Origin of the sequence: Actomonas spartinae (assembly GCF_051209155.1) — a bacterium.
Taxonomy (GTDB): domain Bacteria; phylum Verrucomicrobiota; class Verrucomicrobiia; order Opitutales; family Opitutaceae; genus Actomonas.
This window is the reverse complement of sequence record NZ_JBPJGB010000004.1, coordinates 412081-428570: the sequence shown is the minus strand read 5'-3', so window position 1 is coordinate 428570 and position 16490 is coordinate 412081. Positions and strand designations below refer to the sequence as shown.

General features: G+C 63.0%; 16 protein-coding genes. 6 read left to right on the top strand and 10 right to left on the bottom strand.

Annotated features, from left to right (window positions below):
- The 3 genes from AC0MRV_RS18650 to AC0MRV_RS18640 all read left to right on the top strand — a co-directional run bounded on the left by AC0MRV_RS18650 (window position 1) and on the right by AC0MRV_RS18640 (window position 2236).
- The gene (locus AC0MRV_RS18650; RefSeq protein WP_472766025.1) at window positions 1–450 is read left to right on the top strand and encodes a hypothetical protein; all 450 of its coding nucleotides are present in this window, start codon (window positions 1–3) and stop codon (window positions 448–450) included.
- Between the two features lie 86 nt (window positions 451–536).
- Window positions 537–1562 (top strand): lipase family protein, encoded by a 1026-nt coding sequence (locus tag AC0MRV_RS18645; protein ID WP_472766024.1) that lies wholly within the window; start codon window positions 537–539, stop codon window positions 1560–1562.
- Between the two features lie 80 nt (window positions 1563–1642).
- On the top strand, window positions 1643–2236 hold the full coding sequence (locus tag AC0MRV_RS18640; RefSeq protein ID WP_472766023.1) for a YdeI/OmpD-associated family protein: 594 nt from the start codon (window positions 1643–1645) through the stop codon (window positions 2234–2236).
- Window positions 2237–2255: 19 nt separating this feature from the next.
- Here AC0MRV_RS18640 and AC0MRV_RS18635 read toward each other — a convergent pair whose 3' ends face one another.
- The 6 genes from AC0MRV_RS18635 to AC0MRV_RS18610 all read right to left on the bottom strand — a co-directional run bounded on the left by AC0MRV_RS18635 (window position 2256) and on the right by AC0MRV_RS18610 (window position 8992).
- Window positions 2256–3302 (bottom strand): hypothetical protein, encoded by a 1047-nt coding sequence (locus AC0MRV_RS18635; protein WP_472766022.1) that lies wholly within the window; start codon window positions 3300–3302, stop codon window positions 2256–2258.
- Between the two features lie 214 nt (window positions 3303–3516).
- Window positions 3517–5094, bottom strand: a complete 1578-nt coding sequence (locus AC0MRV_RS18630) for an agmatine deiminase family protein (protein WP_472766021.1) — start codon at window positions 5092–5094, stop codon at window positions 3517–3519.
- A 77-nt stretch (window positions 5095–5171) separates the two neighbouring features.
- A complete protein-coding gene (locus AC0MRV_RS18625; protein WP_472766020.1) occupies window positions 5172–5942 on the bottom strand; it encodes an RluA family pseudouridine synthase in 771 nt (256 codons plus the stop codon).
- On the bottom strand, window positions 5942–6970 hold the full coding sequence (locus tag AC0MRV_RS18620) for a hypothetical protein (protein WP_472766019.1): 1029 nt from the start codon (window positions 6968–6970) through the stop codon (window positions 5942–5944). The genes AC0MRV_RS18625 and AC0MRV_RS18620 overlap by 1 nt, the downstream gene beginning before the upstream one ends.
- Window positions 6971–7124: 154 nt before the next feature.
- The gene (locus tag AC0MRV_RS18615) at window positions 7125–7709 is read right to left on the bottom strand and encodes a Maf family protein (protein WP_472766018.1); all 585 of its coding nucleotides are present in this window, start codon (window positions 7707–7709) and stop codon (window positions 7125–7127) included.
- On the bottom strand, window positions 7706–8992 hold the full coding sequence (locus AC0MRV_RS18610) for a TolC family protein (protein ID WP_472766017.1): 1287 nt from the start codon (window positions 8990–8992) through the stop codon (window positions 7706–7708). Before AC0MRV_RS18610 ends, AC0MRV_RS18615 begins: the two co-directional genes overlap by 4 nt.
- A 182-nt stretch (window positions 8993–9174) precedes the next feature.
- Between AC0MRV_RS18610 and AC0MRV_RS18605 the strand changes: the two genes are divergently transcribed.
- Entirely contained in the window at window positions 9175–10824 is a 1650-nt protein-coding gene (locus AC0MRV_RS18605; protein WP_472766016.1) for an NAD+ synthase, read from the top strand.
- A 2-nt stretch (window positions 10825–10826) separates the two neighbouring features.
- A complete protein-coding gene (gene hemL / locus AC0MRV_RS18600) occupies window positions 10827–12101 on the top strand; it encodes a glutamate-1-semialdehyde 2,1-aminomutase (protein ID WP_472766015.1) in 1275 nt (424 codons plus the stop codon).
- 26 nt (window positions 12102–12127) lie between these two features.
- Here the strand turns inward: hemL and AC0MRV_RS18595 are convergent, their stop codons facing one another.
- The 3 genes from AC0MRV_RS18595 to AC0MRV_RS18585 form a co-directional block, all read right to left on the bottom strand.
- Window positions 12128–12814, bottom strand: a complete 687-nt coding sequence (locus AC0MRV_RS18595) for a LuxR C-terminal-related transcriptional regulator (protein WP_472766014.1) — start codon at window positions 12812–12814, stop codon at window positions 12128–12130.
- A gap of 154 nt (window positions 12815–12968) precedes the next feature.
- A complete protein-coding gene (locus tag AC0MRV_RS18590; RefSeq protein WP_472766013.1) occupies window positions 12969–13943 on the bottom strand; it encodes a tyrosine recombinase XerC in 975 nt (324 codons plus the stop codon).
- On the bottom strand, window positions 13915–14580 hold the full coding sequence (locus tag AC0MRV_RS18585; protein WP_472766012.1) for a MazG family protein: 666 nt from the start codon (window positions 14578–14580) through the stop codon (window positions 13915–13917). Before AC0MRV_RS18585 ends, AC0MRV_RS18590 begins: the two co-directional genes overlap by 29 nt.
- 122 nt (window positions 14581–14702) lie before the next feature.
- Between AC0MRV_RS18585 and trpC the strand changes: the two genes are divergently transcribed.
- Complete coding sequence (gene trpC / locus AC0MRV_RS18580) at window positions 14703–15497, top strand: indole-3-glycerol phosphate synthase TrpC (RefSeq protein WP_472766011.1); 795 nt, start codon at window positions 14703–14705, stop codon at window positions 15495–15497.
- Between the two features lie 68 nt (window positions 15498–15565).
- Here the strand turns inward: trpC and AC0MRV_RS18575 are convergent, their stop codons facing one another.
- The gene (locus tag AC0MRV_RS18575; RefSeq protein ID WP_472766010.1) at window positions 15566–16402 is read right to left on the bottom strand and encodes a mechanosensitive ion channel family protein; all 837 of its coding nucleotides are present in this window, start codon (window positions 16400–16402) and stop codon (window positions 15566–15568) included.
- Between the last annotated feature and the right edge of the window lie 88 nt (window positions 16403–16490).

The following is a 16490-nucleotide window of genomic DNA, read 5'->3' as shown; positions in this document are numbered from 1 at the left end:
ATGTATTCCGCTTCCGTCAGTGTTAACGTCACGACCTTCGTCCAAACCAACGGCGTGATTTCCCCCGACTCCTCCATCACCGCGACCCTGTCCAATCTCGTTCCGGCTGCCGGGACTCCCCCAGGTGTCTTCACCCTCAGTGGAAACAACATCACCGCCCAGCTTCCCGAGGGCAGTTCGGAACAGGTGGTCTTGACCTACAACCTCGTCTCCGACGACTACACCCTGCTCGGCGTTGCCTTCCTCGCCTCCGGTTCATCGGGCCATACCGGTATCAATCAATACCCGAACTACACGGTCACCCGCGAAGTCGGATCGAGCTCCCTGGTGCTGACCGATGCAGCGTTGTCCGCGGACAGCGGCATCAGCTTCACCTACGGCATCATCATCCAACAACTCAGCACCAGTCTGGTCGGCATCTTTGACCCGCGCGACGAGACCGACAATTGATCGAGGCCAAGAGCCCGCAGCACGAAAGTTTCAACGCCCCGCAGCCCCTGGCTTGCGGGGCGTTTGTTTTGGCAGAGATTCACAGCATGGTTCTTCGCGCCACCTATCCCTCCTCGGCTCATCGGCGCCGGTGGTGTCGCGTCCTGTTGCTCTGCGGGCTGCTGCTGCCGGTCGCCGCCCAGATGCCGAGCGATACTCCGGCCCGCAGGAGTTTCGCCGCACTGTTCGCGCCCGACTATGCGTTCCCCTATTTTCAGCACGCCGCCGGATCGCCCGCCGTTGCCGATGTGCCAGCGGCGTCCTGGTCCTTGGAGCGCGCGGCGCTGTTCGCTCAGTTAAGCCTGTTGGTTTATCTACCGGAGGTAGACGACGTCAGGGCTCGCCTGGCGCCGCTGAACCTGGTCCGCAGTCGCTTCATCGAACGAGCCGGCAGTCAGGTTTGGGTCTTCGAATTCGAGGAGGATGTCGCCGTGGTTTTTCGAGGCACCGAGCCCGGCGTCACCGAAGACGCCCTCACGGATCTCAACCTCCTTCCCGTCGCGATCGAGGACGGCATCGCTGCTCACCGCGGGTTCGTGGGCGCACTCGCCGCCATCACCGCCGACCTGGACGCGGCCGTCGCGGAAAGCCCGCGCAAGTCACTCTGGTTGGCTGGCCACAGTCTGGGTGGAGCGCTCGCTCAACTCTACGGTTGGCACCAACGCGAACGTGTGGCCGCCGTTTACACGTTCGGAGCCCCCCGCACCTTTACGAGCGGCAGCACGGCGGCGGTTGAGGACGCGCTACCGGTGTTTCGCGTGGAAAACGGCAACGACCTCGTGACTCACCTGCCAACCCCGCCGCTGTTTGCCCACGTCGGCGAATCCTGGTTTATCGCTCACGACCGCCGTCTGATCCGGGAGCCATCCATGCAGGACGAACTGCGAACCGTCTGGCAAAGCCACCAACAGTTCTTCGACCAGATGCTCGAACGCTGGCGCTCATCCCAACAAATCCAATTGGTTCCCGGCCCCGGATTGGCAGACCATGCGCCGGCCGCTTACGCCGATGCGCTGATCGGCCATCTCCTCCCCACGTCTCCTCGCGAGCGGGAGCTGGAAGCATCACGCTGAGCCGGAGCGATCGCGCATCGTTTTGCCTGTCGGCGAAGATTGCTTTTGAGCCGCGTTCGCACTTCCCGCATATGCGAGCCATGGAGGTCACCGAACCCCACTATTTTGTCACCACCGCCGAGCTGCATCGCTGGTTCGAACGTCACCACGCCACGACGCAGGCGATCTGGCTCGGCTTCCATCGCAAAGCCACCGGTCTACCCTCCCTGGGTTACACCGAGGCGCTCGACGAGGCACTGTGTTGGGGCTGGATCGACGGCATCCGGAAACGCTGGGACGACACGAGCTATGTGCAGCGTTTCACCCCGCGCAAACCGCGTTCGATTTGGAGCAAGGTCAACATCGCCAAAGTGGAGGCGCTGGAAGCAGCCGGGCGCATGCAACCCGCCGGCCGGGCCGCCTTTGCCCAACGCACTGCCGCTCGCACCGGCGTGTATTCATTTGAGCGCGACAAACCGGCCGAATTCGTCCGGGAACGTTTGCGCGCCTTCCGGGCCGACCAAAAGGCATGGCGCTTCTTCGCCGCCCAGGCGCCCTACTACCAACGGATGTGTCGCCACTGGGTTGAGAGTGCCAAGCAGGAAGCCACGCGGAAGCGTCGCTTCGCCAAACTGCTGCTCCACTCCGGTCGCGGCGAACGCCTGCCGGAGTTCACCCCGACGAAAAAGCGCTGAGGCTGGCGTCGGACGCAGCTCAACTGACCACCGGCGTCGGATGGCGCAGGGCCCAGATTTGTTTCGCCTGCTCGATGGTCGACTTCAGCACGGTCGGCGTCAGGGCCTGCTTCGGGTCGTCGCCGATGCCCTTGCTCGGTTCGGCGTGCGCCTCGATGCAGAGCCCGTCCGCCCCGTAGGCCACGGCCGCCAGCGAGCAAGCCGGCACGTAGGCGGCGCGCCCGACGGAATGCGAGGGATCAACCACGACCGGGGCCCAACTCTTTTCCTTGAGCAACGGGGTGATGCTCTCATCGGGATGGTTGCGATAGCCGTCGAGTCCCGGCGAAGTGCCGCGTGGGCACAGCAGCACGTTGGGGTTACCGAAACTCACGATGTATTCGGCGGCGGCGATGAACTCGTTGATCGGGCCCATGTGAATGCTGCGCTTGAGCAGCACCACGGTGTCGCGCTCGGCGATCGCTTTGCCGATGCTGCGCAGCAACGAATAGTTGAGCGCGTTGCGCGCGCCGATCTGCAGCATGTGCACGCCGGCATCGAGCGCCATCTTGAGGTGCTCTTCATCCATCACCTCGGCGTCGACCGGCAAGCCGGTGCGTTGCGAGGCCTCCATGAGGATGTCGAGCGACTTGGTGTCGCCCTGAAAGGTGTAGGGATTGGTGCGAGGCTTCCACACGCCGCCACGCAGGACCTGGGCGCCGGCTTCCTTCACGGCCGCCGCGGTCTCGTAGAAGTAGTTCGGATTCTTCGGGTCGATCGTGCACTGACCGGCGATGACCAAGAGCTCTTCCCCCAGCGTGACGCCGCCGATTTTAACATGGTGCGAAGCCAGGTCGGACCGGCGGTCCATGAGCTTGAAGGGCGACTGAATTCGATCCACGCGGTCGACGTAGTCGAGACCCTCGATGCGGTTGATCATCAACTCATCGCGCTCGTCGCCGAGGATGGCGTAGATGGTGCGCACCGCGCCGATGATCGGTTGAAGGCGGCAACCAAACCCCGCCACGATCTCGTTGAGTTCGGCGACTTGTTCGGTGGAGAGACGGTTGGATTTCGGAAGGATCATGGTGGTGAAAACAAAAAAGCCGCCCGGGGGCGGCTATCGGCGGATGAGGTTTGTCGGAGGGAAAAACGTCTTCGCGTGGCCGCTTAATCAGCTAGGCGGTAGCCAAACCAAAAATAAGCAAAAAAGGCCGGAGCGACGAACATCGCCCAAACGACTGAGTGACCGTTGGTGGCTTGTCAACGCCGCGGAACGGCTCAGGCGCGCGGCCGCGCTTTCACAGGTTCCACGCCGGCACGGTCTGGGTCGTGCAATGGATGAAGCCCATATCCTGGATCATCGCGTCACAATTGATCCAATGCACTTCGCTGCCCGGATAAGCTTCGCGATAGATCCGCTCCACTTCCCGCTCCCACCCGGTCATTCGCTCGGCTTCCGTCGCATCGCGGGGGGAAAAGCGCGGCACCACGAACGCGGTTCGCCCGTCGGGCGCATGCAGAAACAGACTGTTCAGATAGGAACGGTAGCCGGTGGTCCGTTCCGAATAAATCTCCATGTAGCGCGCGAACGAGGGCTGACCGTAGCGCGTCATCAAAGCATCAAATCCGGCTTCGCTCGACAGGTCCACCGGACCCACCTCCTGACGGATGAGCTCCAAGGTGCGCTCCTCCCACCGCGGAGTCGCAGCGTGCGGATTTTGCGCCAGTTCCTGTGCGGACACCACTCCGCGACCCACGGCAATCGCGCCCAGAAACTCGGAGCGGGCTGCACTCAGGATTTCCGCCCGGGTCGCAAACGCGATTGGCGGCATGGGGAGATGCAACAGGCGGACGTTCGGGAAGTGCTTGCGCAGGTAAGCCTCATTGTCCTGCAACACCGACTTCACCGTGCGAGTGAGCTCCGCCCGGTAGCCGTTAAGAGGCGGTGTCGTTGCGTCCTGATAGGTCGGCACGATCGCGGTGCGTTCGTCGACGAACTTGAGGATCATGTCGAGGTGGTTGACGGTTGAACCCGGCAAAGCCCGCAGGAGGTGCAGTCGCTTGGCCGCGAAGTAATGCTGGAACAGGGTTTCGAGCTGCATCTTGTCGCCGCCGTTGCGCACCACGGTCTTGCCCGAAACCAGAATGTTGCCCTGCCCGTCGTGCAGGAAATCGCCTCCGTCCATCCAAAGGGGCGGTCGCACTACTTGCACGCCCGCGTCGAAACGATGCTGCAAATAGACCGCCACATCCCCGGGCATGCCATCCGAAGCCCGGATGCGAAATCGCCGGGAGGACTCCATGGCGGTGGACACCGCGAGATCATCCTCCCGCGGAACGGGACGGTAAACAAAGTCAATCAACGCCAGACTCTGATCCGGCTTGCGACCGAAGAGGGGGCCGTAGTCACGCGTCCAACGGATGACATTGCGCGCGTCCACAAAATGAGTCCGGGCGAGGATTGCCTGGCCATCCGAATGAGCCCTGAGCATCGACAAAAAGAACGCGTAGGCCCGGGTTTGGTCGTCGTCGCAGAAGACGTAGATTTCGACGTAGCGATGCGCGACCGCGAGCAGTTCAACCTGATACTCCGCGTAGCGACGATCGCTCATCAATTCGTCGAAAGAGAGCCCGACCAGCAAGGCACGTTGCGGCTCCCACTCCGTCGCGAGTCGCTCCAAGGGCACGGGGTCGGTGAAACCAAACTGAGGTTCGTCACCGTCGGCCGCGAGCGTCGGATACCGCGCCGGCGCAGGCCCGCCTCGATCGGCCTTGGGGCTGTCGCCCCTTAGAACATTTCCTCCGCAGCCCATGACGGTGCCGACGAGGAAGGTGACCAAAAGCTGACGCGGAAGGGCCAGGAAGCGGGGCTGCATGTGGAGTGAAGGAAGCTGGACGCGATGAGTCAGCGGCTTCCAGCGTTTTGTTCACGCGTTGCGACGAATTTCGACGGCTAGCGGGACGAAAGCGAGAAGCCCTCCGGCAACGGAGCCTCCGCCTGAAATTTCACCATCTGCCCCTGCCACTCGTAGTCGAAGGCGGTGCGGAAGGAATGCAGGAACAGCCGCTTCTGCCCGGTGCGTTTGGCAAACGCCCGGTTGAGGCGAAAATCGCCGTAGGTGGCGTCGCCCACGATCGGCAAACGGCGCTGCGCGCATTGCACGCGCAATTGATGACTGCGGCCGGTGCGAGGCTCCAATTGCAGCAAGCTCAGCGGCGGGCTGACACGTGGGTTGCTTTCGGCGCAAACCATGACCGACTCGGCCGGAATATTTCCCCGGGCCGCCGTGCGAATCTGCCCCCCCTGCTTCTGCACCGCGAGTTGGTCCCGCCACACCTCGCGACGAGTGGTCGGCCGGCCAAAGACCAAGGCTGCATACACTTTTTGGATACGCTTGGTCTTGAACAGCGCGCGGATGTGCGCGGCCAGCTCGGGGTCGGTGGCAACCATGAGGATGCCGGAGGTCGCGGAATCGAGACGGTTGAGCAACCACGCCCGCCGCTCCACCCCGCCGGCGGCGTCATCGCGCCACAGGTAGCTCTCCGCGGACAAATCGTAGGACGCATCGAGCAGCGCGCGGCTGCGTTCGCCATCGTGGTTGGGGTGGGACAAGGTGCCTGCCGGTTTCGCCAACGCGATGAGCCCGGCGGCATCTTCGCGGATCACGTCCACCCCGCGCCCCAGCGGAGCGTGCTGCGCAAATACACTGCTGCCCGTCGCCATCAGCGGTAAAGAAAAGTCATCCGAATCGGCGTGCTTTCACCGAGCACGGCCACCATGTCATCGGACCACTCACCAAATCCGTCGGCGTGACGCGCGGGCGCCGCGATGGCATCGACCGCGACCCCGTCCCAGAGCGGGCCGGCGTTGCCTTCAACGTTGTCGATCGTGGCGGAACCATCCTTGTGCAAGGTCCACCAGACGGTGACACGACTCCCATCGAGCGGAAAACCGAGGCGGCGCTCGATCTTGGCTTGGATGTCAAAGCGCCACCCCTGATCGATGACGCCGATGATTTTTTCGAAGTAGGCCCCATACGTGGTCTTGAGCGCATTGTGCGCAGCCACCCCGATGTTGTCCGTCCCGGATACACGGTTGGCAAAAACCGCCGGCCGCAGTTGCGACTGCGCCAGGGTCGGCCGACTCGCAGGGCGATTGGGGTCGGGACGGAAATACAAGCTCCGCCCCTGCGGCGAAGCCTGCTCCGGATCGGTGACTCCTTCCACCTTTTCCGCGACCTCGGCCTGCGGGTTCTCGGGCAATTTCACCACGTTGGTGCCGTAACTCTCCTCGTTGTCGCCCTGCACGGCCTCGGTTCCGCTGAGCGGATCCTGCGCAAGCGCGGGCAGGCTTTGCTCCTCGGTGGTTTCGGTGGGTTCGACGACTTCGGGCGTCGGCGGTTCGGGCGGGGTCGGCGGCACGGGATCGGCCCCGTCACCAGACACGATCGCGGTCGACTCGAGGTCATCCTCACCTTCGGTCGATGGCATGTCGCCGAGCTCCTCCGCCGCCTCCTCCTGTGCCAGCTGCTGGTTGCGATCGGAGAAGTGGTCGGTCTCGTCCGGCACATTGTCGGGCGCATCCGGATTGGATTCCACGAAGGTCTGTGGCGGAATCTCCTCGGGCATGATCTCGATATCAAAGCGCCGCTCTTCCGGTGTGCGCGTGGTGCCAATCGTCGCGTTTCCGGCCGCGAGAAAGTGGTTCTCAAACTTGGGCGCCAGCCACAGCAGGATAACGTGGGCCAGCAAGGTGCCTGCGATGCCCGCGCGGACGGAACGAGATCGTCGTGGCCCCAGCACCCAGCCGGCCCCCGGCCGCGAAGCGGGACCGGATGGACGGGCGGTTACAGAGGACGGACGGCGGGATTTGGGCATCTCTTGACAAGTGCGGCGCTCGCAAAAATCAGTCGATGAGACGCTGCTCCGTCAAAATTTGTTTCAGGACTTCCAACGGGAGCCCGACGATGTTGGAAAACGAGCCGTCCTGCCGGGCGATGATCAGTTCCCCGTGCTCTTGGATCGCGTAGCCTCCCGCTTTGTCGAGGGTGTGCACCTTGCTGAGGTAACGCTCGATGCTCGCCTCATCGAGGGACTTGAAGGTCACGTCGCTGGCGACGCCTTGGTCGATCTTCACGCCTTTCGTGGTCTGCCGCAGTGCGAGCCCCGTAAAGACGGTGTGCGTGCGGCCGCTGAGTCGTCGCAACATGGCACGAGCCTCCGCGTCGTTGGCCGGCTTGTTGAGCGCGTGGCCGTCGATGAAGACGGTGGTGTCCGCGCCCAGCACCCAGGCGTCGGGATGGCGGGCCGCGACCCAGTCGGCCTTCAAAGCGGCGTTGTGGGCCACCATCTCGCGCGGATCCGTCGTGCTGTCCTCGTGCTCGGTCACGTCCGCGACTACGACCTCGAAGGCGAGTCCAAGTTGGCTCAGCAACTCGCGTCGACGTGGGGATGCCGACGCCAGAATAAAACGAAACGCCGGCGCGTTCATCGCACCTGCTCGGCGAGAATATCGCGCACGTCGCCGGTGGCGCGGGCGACCTCAACCCGACTCAGGTTGTATTGGTGGGTTGCCTCCAGGAGATTGTCGCTGGCGACGGCGAGCCGGTTTTGCGCTTCGATCACCTCACGGTTGTCGGCGGCTCCCTGTTCGAAACGGATCTGCGCCAGGCGCAGTTCATCCTCGGCCAGCGCCAGGCTGGTCTGGGCTACCTCGATCTGCGCGCGACGCGAGCGGGTGTTCTGCACCGCCAGCCGCACTTCGGCGCCAATGGCATCGGCAAGATCGGCCTGGCGCAGCTCGTTGGCGCGACGACGCGAAAGCGCGAGGCGCGTCAGTGAACCGGTGCGCAAGCCGTCGAAAACAGGCACGCTCACCGAAATGCCGGTCGACCAGACCAAGGCGTCGTTGCCATCAAAGGCACGTTCGGACGCACGGCCGTAGCTGCCGTTGAGCGACAAAGACGGCAGCCGATTGAACTTCGCCGCCCGCACCTCCAGCGCGGATTGGTCGAGCAAACGATTGGCCCGCTCGAAGTCGGAACGTCTTTCCAGCGCCTCCGTCTCGGCCGCCGCGGCGGAGGGTTCGGTTTGCGTGACGCGCAATTGCACGGGGGCCAGGGACACCTCGGATTCGGGCGAGAGTCCGAGGAGGCGTTTGAAACGCAATTCCGAGGCGCTGAGCTCCGTCTCCTGTTGCAGACGCGCTTGTTGGGCGATGGCGAGTTGCGCCTGGGCCCGGGTCACGTCGATTTGTGTGGCCACTCCAGCGTCGCGTTGCCGCACCGCGAGGTCGAGCAACGCGTCGGCGCGGGCAATGTTGGCATCGATGAGGTCGAGCCGCGCCAGGTTGCGGCGGTGTTGCAGGTAAACATTGGCAACCGCCGCGCGAATCGTCTCGCGGGTGGTCTCACTGTCGAGTTCGGCCACGTCGACGCCGAGCTTGGCCGCCTGGTGGCTGGCGATGTTTTGCGCATCGAGCAGGTCCACCCGACCGTTCAGCCCCATGTCGAAACGACTGTTGATGCCCGAGCGCACCACGGTGCTGCCGAAGGAGGCGGACTGAGAGCGGCGCTGTGCGGCGTCGAAGGTCACGTTGGGCAGCAGGTTGGCGCGGTTGTTCCGCGCGGACTCCTGCGCCTGCAGCACGGATTCACGGCTGAGCAATACGCTGAGGTTGGCGTCCTCCACGGCCTCCAGCGCCGACGCGAGGGTGTAGGTTTCCGCGTTCAGCGAACCAGCGGCGATCGCACCGCCGCAAATGACGGCGAGCAATGAGCGCGTTAAAGGGATGCGGAGAACAGCAACGAAACGAGGAATCATCAGGAGAACGGTGACCGAAGGAAACCCGCGCGCTCCGCGGGTGCAAGGCGGCGGCACGGTTGGCGTGGTGGAGGTTGAGCGGGAACGGGATTGTCAGCCCCGGAGCGCGCCACCACCTTCTGCAGGCTTCGCTTATGCGCATCGGCCTCGCCCAACTCAACACCACCGTCGGCGACCTGCCGGGCAATCGGGACAAGATCATCGGCGCTTACCGCCGTCTGGTGGACGCGGGGGCGGAGTTGGTCGTATTTCCCGAACTCGCGGTCACGGGTTACCCGCCAAAGGACCTGCTTTTCCAGCGCCGCTTTGCCGACGATGCCGAAAGCGCATTGCTGGAGATCGCGGCCGCGACCGGCCCGGTGCCGGCGCTGGTCGGGGCCTTGGATGCGAATCCCCATGGGGCCGGACGGCCGTTTTTTAATGCGGCCGCGTTTTGTCACGATGGCGTCGTGCAAGGCTTCGCCCGCAAGTGTCTGCTGCCGAGCTACGACGTGTTTGATGAGGATCGCTATTTCGAGCCCTTCACCGCGCCCTCGGTATTTTTTTTCCAAGGCCGACGCATCGGTGTCTCAATCTGCGAGGACCTTTGGTCCGGCGTGCCGGTGGGGTGGCGTTATCGCCACCGTTTCGATCCCATCGCGCAGATGGCCGGGTCGCCTGTGGATTTGATGGTCAACTTGTCCGCGAGTCCGTGGCACAGCGGCAAGCTCGCGCTGCGCCAGCAGGTCGTGCGCGACGCCGCCCGCCGCTTGGGCGCGCCGGTCGTCTACGTGAACGCGGTCGGCGGCAACGATGAGTTGATCTTCGACGGCCGCTCCATGGTGGTCGACGCGCAGGGCGAGCTGCTGGTTGGACTGCCCGGCAACGTGAGTGACGAGACCGTGGTCGACTTGGCGACCTGTGTTCCCGGCGCACGGCCCATCGCCGCCGACTTCGCGGAGGACGGTCTCGCGGCGATTCACGACGCGCTGGTGCTGGGTATTCGCGACTACGCGACCAAGACCGGCTTTCAACGTGCGCTGGTGGCGTTGAGCGGCGGCATCGACTCGGCAGTGGTCGCGGTGCTCGCGGCCGAAGCGCTCGGTCCGCAAAACGTCACCGGAGTATCCCTACCGTCGGTTCACTCCAGCACTCACTCGGTCGAAGACGCTGCCGATCTCGCAGCCAACCTCGGCATCACCTTGCGCTCGTTCTCGATCGCCGATGCCGTGGCGGCCTGCGAGTCCACGCTCGGGTCAGCGATCGATCCGCACGCTCCCGGCGTCACGCAGGAGAACCTGCAAGCGAGGCTGCGTGGAGTCTTGATGATGGCGCTCTCCAACCAGAGCGGTGATCTGTTGCTCACGACCGGCAACAAGAGCGAACTCGCGGTGGGCTATTGCACACTTTACGGCGACATGTGCGGTGGTCTGGCCGCGATCTCCGACGTCTACAAAACCCAGGTCTACGAGCTCGCTCGTTGGATGAATCGCGCCCGCGAACGGATTCCCCGCTCCACCCTGACCAAAGAACCCAGCGCCGAGCTGCGGCCGGAGCAACGCGATGCTGACAGTTTGCCGCCCTACGATGTGCTGGATCGGATCTTGCAGGGCTATATTGAGGAAGGCCTGTCGGCGCGCGAACTCATCGCCCGCGGTGACGCCGCCGCGACCGTGCGGGACATCCTGCGCAAAGTGGATCGCAACGAATACAAACGTCGCCAAGCCGCCCCAGGATTGAAAATCACTCCCCTCGCCTTTGGCGTTGGCCGCCGCCTGCCCTTGGCCCAAGGCTACATCTCCTAACCATGTCCTCCGCTTCCCTTTTTGCTCGTGCCCAGGAACTCATCCCCGGCGGCGTCAACTCGCCTGTCCGCGCTTTTCGCTCGGTCGGCGGCGCACCTTTTTTCGTGAAAAGCGCCCAGGGCGCGACGCTCACCACGGAGGATGGTCAGGACTTGATCGACTTTGTCTGCACCTGGGGTCCGGCCATTCACGGTCACAACCACGCGGTGATTCGCGAGGCCATCGCCGAGGCGTTGGGGCGCGGCACCTCCTTCGGCACGCCGAACCCCTACGAAGTGGAGATGGCCGAGCTGATTGTGCGCTTTGTCCCCTCAATCAAGAAGGTGCGGATGTGCAATAGCGGCACTGAGGCCACGATGTCAGCCATCCGCCTCGCGCGTGGTTTCACCAAACGCGACAAGATCATCAAATTTGCCGGCTGTTACCACGGCCACTCCGACTCCCTGCTCATCAAAGCTGGCTCCGGTGCCCTCACCCACGGCCACCCCGACAGCGCCGGGGTGCCGGCCTCGTTCGCCCAGGAAACGATCGTGCTGCCTTTCAATGACCGCGAGGCGTTGGAACAGGCCTTCGCCGCCAACCTGGATCAGATTGCGGGCGTGATCCTGGAACCTTATCCCGCCAATGTCGGCCTTATCCGACCTGAGGAAGGTTACCTGGATTTCCTGCGGGAAATCACCGCTCGGGCGGGCACGGTGCTCATTTTTGATGAGGTCATGACCGGATTTCGTCTGGCCAAGGGCGGCGTGCAGGAGCTCGAACGCATCACGCCCGACCTCACCACCCTCGGAAAGATCATCGGCGGCGGTCTGCCGGTCGGCGCCTTTGGTGGTCGTGCTGAGATCATGGATTGTCTCGCGCCCGTGGGGCCGGTTTATCAGGCCGGCACCTTGAGCGGCAACCCGCTGGCCATGGCCGCCGGAATCGCGGCCCTGAAACTCCTCGAGGCTCCAGGCACCTACGAACGACTGGCCGCGCTCGGGCAACAAATCCAGTTGGCCCTCGCGTCGGCGTTGAAGGCCAAAGGCTTACCTGCGCAGGTCCCGCAAGTCGGCTCAATGTTCTGCACCTATTTTACCGATACGCCCGTGCGCGATTTGGCCTCGGCCCAAACCACGGACGCGGCGCTGTTCGGCCGCTTTTTCCGGGAATGTCTGGCACAGGGGGTTTACCTCCCGCCCAGCGCCTACGAAGGCTGCTTCATCAGCACGGCCCACGAAGGTGCCGCCATTGATCGGGCGTGCGAGATCACGACCCAAGTGATCGCCGCGCTTTGACGATCGCTGCGTCACCCCTGCGCCGGTTACCCGGTCGGCGGCGGATTGAGCAGACCGATCTCCACCGCGTAACGAGATAGTTGCGCCACACGATGCAAACCGGTCTTTCGCATGAGGTTGCTCCGGTGGTTGACCACGGTGTGCATGCTGAGCCCCAACTTCTCGGCGATCTCCTTTGAGCTCATCCCCTCAGCCAACATCGTCAGCACGGAGCGTTCACGGGGACTGAGTTCAACCGTGCGCTTTTCGGTGCGTTTCTCCCGCACGAGATGACGCAGGAAATCGGCGGCGGAGCTCGAATAGAACGGCGTGCCTTCAGCCGCACTACGCAAGGCCTCGCGCAATTCGCTCAAAGGAGCGCCTTTGTCGACGATCCCCAAGACCCCCGCCGCCATCGCGGAACGCACGGCACTGAGCGTAAGATTGCCGGAGTAAACGAGATACTTGGTCTGCGGACTGTTGCGTCGCAATTCGTCGATGAGCCGCAAACCCGCCGCCCCACGATCGAGCACGAGGTCCAGAATCACCAAATCAGGCCGCTGTTCGGCGCCGACCTTGCAGCCCTCGTCAACCGTGGTCGCTTGGCCAACCACCTCGAAGCCGCCAAGGCTATCCAGAAACTGAATCACCATTTCCACCACCGAAACATGATCGTCCACGACCATCACTCGTTTGAGGTTCACTTCGGTTTGGGCGGAAATAGCGGCGGACATGGGTGACTGTTACGCGGCCGTTTCACTAATTTCTATCAAATCCATTCGGATAGGTGAAAAATAGGGTAAAGGGCTTACGACCGGTATTAGTATGAACATTTCTGGCATCGGGAAATCGCCCCAGCCCAAACGTCGTGACAAGTTCTATTCGGGGTCAGGCCCGAGGGTGCGCATTGGCATGAACTTCCTTGAGGCGGGCCATGGAAACATGGGTGTAGATCTGGGTTGTTGCCAGGTTGGCGTGGCCGAGCAACTCCTGCACGAGCCTCAAATCTGCCCCGGCGTTCAGGAGGTGGGTGGCATAACTGTGCCGCAGTTTGTGCGGCGTGAGATCCAAGGGCAGCTCGGCGAGCGCCAGATAACGCTTGAGCATGGCTTGGACCTGGCGAGGCGTCATGGCCGACCCGTTCGTGTTCTGCAAAACCGTGCTGGCGGGACGCGTATCCGGCGCATGGTGCGAGCGCCAATGCTCCAGCACGGCCATGGCGACACGCCCCAAGGGACACAGTCGCTCCTTGCCGCCTTTGCCGAGAATTCGAGCGCAACCGGATGCCGCATCGATGGCGGCGTAGCGGAGGTTGCACCCTTCACTCACGCGCAGTCCACCGCCGTAAAGCAGCTCCATCGCCAAACGATCCCGCCACGCCGTGAAAGGGTCGATCGCCTCATTTTCCATCAGGCGCTGAGGGCCGAGCAAGAGGCGCTTGATCTGACTCTCGGTCAGAAACTGTGGCAGTCGCTTCTCCAGCTTCGGCAGCGGGATGCCCGTGAAGGGATTGCGCAACATGCGCCCGCGCGAAATCCAGAAACGGAAAAACGCCCGCAGGCCCGAGACATGCAAATGCAGGGTGCGACGGTCGAGCGCGCGTTGCGACTCAATCACGAAGTCTCGCATCTCCCGCCGCGTGAGCTCGTCAAACGGCTTGGCCTCGATCCCGGCGCCCTGCAGCCAGCCGAAAAACCGCACAAAAGCATGGCGGTAGTTCCGCACCGTGTGCGGCGAGTAGCGCCGTTCCTTCGCCAACCACGTCAGGAACGGATCGAGCCAAACGGACGCGACCTCCGCCGGGAGACCGCCCTCGCCTTCCTCCGCTGAGGGCTCAATCGCTTTGCTGGGCTTGTTCGACATCGTGCATCAATCGATCCGACTGCCGACGCAGCGCGCCCTCCGGGTCGAGCCCCCGCTCCCTGGCCGCAGCGGCGAGGACGAACAGCTCCCGCCCCAATGATTCGTCATCCAGCCCCGCACGCTTGGCTGCCACCGCGTCACTCAGCGCCGTATCCGGCACCACCAGGTTTTGCTTGCGGATCTGTTTCCAGACCGCCTCGGCCAGCATGGTGGCGGGCAGGCGCGGCGGCTGCGCTTTGAACAGGCCTTGTTTGGCCGGGCCGTTTTTCTTTTCAGTGGCTTTGATCTCCTCCCATTTGGTGATCACCTCACCGGCCGTGCCAAGCCGGGCGTGGTCGCCAAACACGTGCGGGTGCCGTCGGATCAGTTTCTCGTTCACGTCGCGGGCGACATCCTCGAGGTCAAACTGGCCTGCTTCCTCTGCGATTTGGGCGTGGAAGTAGACCTGAATCAGCACGTCGCCCAATTCCTCCCGCATGTGGTCGACATCCTCCCGGTCGATCGTGTCGATCAATTCGCTCACTTCGTCGATCAAGCAACGCACCAGCGACGCATGCGTCTGTTCTTGATCCCAAGGGCATCCATCGGGTGCGCGCAGGCGGGCGATGGTGGTCCGCAGCTCATGGAGAGAACTCATACCCAGGGAGGAAAACGGCAAAGCGGCAGCCCCAACAACCACAACCTTCGGTGCCGGCGTAAAAAGCGGCCAAATCAGTTCTCGTTTTCACGCGCCGCGTGTGTTTCGTGCCCCTTTGCCCTATGGCCGACAAACTGGATGAAATCATGGCTTGGAAGCGCGAAGAAGTCGCGCCGTTCGTGCGCGATGTTTCGCTCGACGAGCTGTCGACCCTCAACGCGCAGCTCCCTGCGGCACCTTCCTTTGCGGGGGCTCTTCGCCGCGGTGACGGCTCGCTCGCCGTGATCGCCGAGATCAAAAGACGTTCGCCATCGGCCGGAGCCATTGCCACCGGCGTCGATGCCCCGACGCAGGCTGGCCGCTACCAGACTGCTGGCGCGGATTGCCTGTCCGTCCTGACCGACGAGCGCTACTTTGGCGGCACGCTGCAGGATCTGGAACGCGTCACCGCTTTGTTCCGTTCCCAGCCTCCCGCGGTGCCCTGTCTGCGGAAAGATTTTATGGTGCACCCGATCCAAGTGCGGCAGGCGCGCGAAGCGGGGGCCAGCGCCATCCTCATCATCGTCCGTGCCCTTTCAGACGCCGATATCGCATCCCTCTTTGCCGCAGCGACGGCGGCCGGCCTGGATGCTCTGTTCGAAATCCATTCCGAACCTGAATTGGAACGTGCGGTGGCGGCCGGGGCCAAAATCATCGGCGTCAACAATCGTGATCTGGCGATCTTCAGAACCGACCTCGCGTTGAGCGAACGCCTGATTCCACAGATTCCAGACGGAGTGATCACCGTCAGTGAAAGTGGCATTCACACAGCCGCCGACGCCGGCCGCGCCAAGGCCTGCGGAGCCAACGCCGTGTTGGTCGGCGAATCTCTAATGAAGGCGCCGGACCCGGCCGTTCTGTTGCAGTCGTTCCGCTAGAGCGAAAAAACAAACGGGCGACCCCGTGAAGGATCGCCCGTTCAAGCAGCTGTGCAATCGGCGCGGGATTAGGCCGATTTGCCCTCCTGGTAGAGATGCACGTCGCGCTGCGGATACGGGATGGAGCAGCCAGCAGCCTCCAACTCGACCTTCAAGCGCTCGGTCATGTCCATCTTGGTGGTGAGGAAATCCGGGGAGTTGACCCAGAACCAGGCCACGATGTCGACGCTGCTCGCGCCGAGTTCCATCACACCGATGATGGGCGCCGGATCCTTGAGGATGCGTTCGTCGGATTCGATGACCTTGGTGATGGTTTCCTTGGCCACCTTGAGGTCATCGTCGTAGCTCACGCCGAGGGTGAGATCGATACGGCGGGTCTCCTTGACGGAATAGTTGACGATGGTGCCGCCCATGATCTGCCCGTTGGGCACGATCACCACCTGATTCTGCGGCGTGCGCATGTTCGTATTGAAAATACTGATACCCTCGACGATGCCCTTGGTGCCGCCGGCTTCAATGAAGTTGCCCACGGTGAAGGGACGGAAAATGATGATCATCACCCCGGCCGCGAAGTTAGACAAAGAACCCTGCAGCGCCAGGCCGACGGCCAAGCCGGCGGCACCGAGGATGGCCACCAGCGAAGTGGTTTCGACTCCGAGCTTTTCCAGCGCAGCCATGACCACCACGGCCAACATCAAAACATTGGCAATTTTCGCGAGGAAACCGGCCAGTGTGTCATCGACCTTGGCCTTTTTGAAGGCCTTGAGGATGAGGCCGGTAATGAAGCTGACCACCATGCGACCGATGACGAAGATCGCGAGGGCCAGAACGATTTTGATGGCCCAGTCCACACCCGTGGTGGAGAGCCATTCTTGCGGAGTAACTGCTAGAAGAGTTGGATGCATGACAGCGCCATCATCTTGCATAAATCTCAGCGGTCAAGTCGGGCTGGGAATCCTTGATTGATTTTGATGTGATGGTTATCTCGCTTTT

Bases quoted from the DNA above. Each gene is read 5' to 3' on its own strand.
- AC0MRV_RS18645 (WP_472766024.1), top strand. From the start codon at position 537: ATGGTTCTTCGCGCCACCTATCCCTCCTCGGCTCATCGGCGCCGGTGG.
- AC0MRV_RS18575 (WP_472766010.1), bottom strand. From the start codon at position 16,402: ATGCATCCAACTCTTCTAGCAGTTACTCCGCAAGAATGGCTCTCCACC.
- AC0MRV_RS18615 (WP_472766018.1), bottom strand. From the start codon at position 7,709: ATGAACGCGCCGGCGTTTCGTTTTATTCTGGCGTCGGCATCCCCACGT.
- AC0MRV_RS18630 (WP_472766021.1), bottom strand. From the start codon at position 5,094: ATGCAGCCCCGCTTCCTGGCCCTTCCGCGTCAGCTTTTGGTCACCTTC.
- AC0MRV_RS18585 (WP_472766012.1), bottom strand. From the start codon at position 14,580: ATGAGTTCTCTCCATGAGCTGCGGACCACCATCGCCCGCCTGCGCGCA.
- AC0MRV_RS18635 (WP_472766022.1), bottom strand. From the start codon at position 3,302: ATGATCCTTCCGAAATCCAACCGTCTCTCCACCGAACAAGTCGCCGAA.
- AC0MRV_RS18625 (WP_472766020.1), bottom strand. From the start codon at position 5,942: ATGGCGACGGGCAGCAGTGTATTTGCGCAGCACGCTCCGCTGGGGCGC.
- AC0MRV_RS18605 (WP_472766016.1), top strand. From the start codon at position 9,175: ATGCGCATCGGCCTCGCCCAACTCAACACCACCGTCGGCGACCTGCCG.
- AC0MRV_RS18650 (WP_472766025.1), top strand. From the start codon at position 1: ATGTATTCCGCTTCCGTCAGTGTTAACGTCACGACCTTCGTCCAAACC.
- trpC (WP_472766011.1), top strand. From the start codon at position 14,703: ATGGCCGACAAACTGGATGAAATCATGGCTTGGAAGCGCGAAGAAGTC.
- AC0MRV_RS18640 (WP_472766023.1), top strand. From the start codon at position 1,643: ATGGAGGTCACCGAACCCCACTATTTTGTCACCACCGCCGAGCTGCAT.
- AC0MRV_RS18590 (WP_472766013.1), bottom strand. From the start codon at position 13,943: ATGTCGAACAAGCCCAGCAAAGCGATTGAGCCCTCAGCGGAGGAAGGC.
- AC0MRV_RS18595 (WP_472766014.1), bottom strand. From the start codon at position 12,814: ATGTCCGCCGCTATTTCCGCCCAAACCGAAGTGAACCTCAAACGAGTG.
- hemL (WP_472766015.1), top strand. From the start codon at position 10,827: ATGTCCTCCGCTTCCCTTTTTGCTCGTGCCCAGGAACTCATCCCCGGC.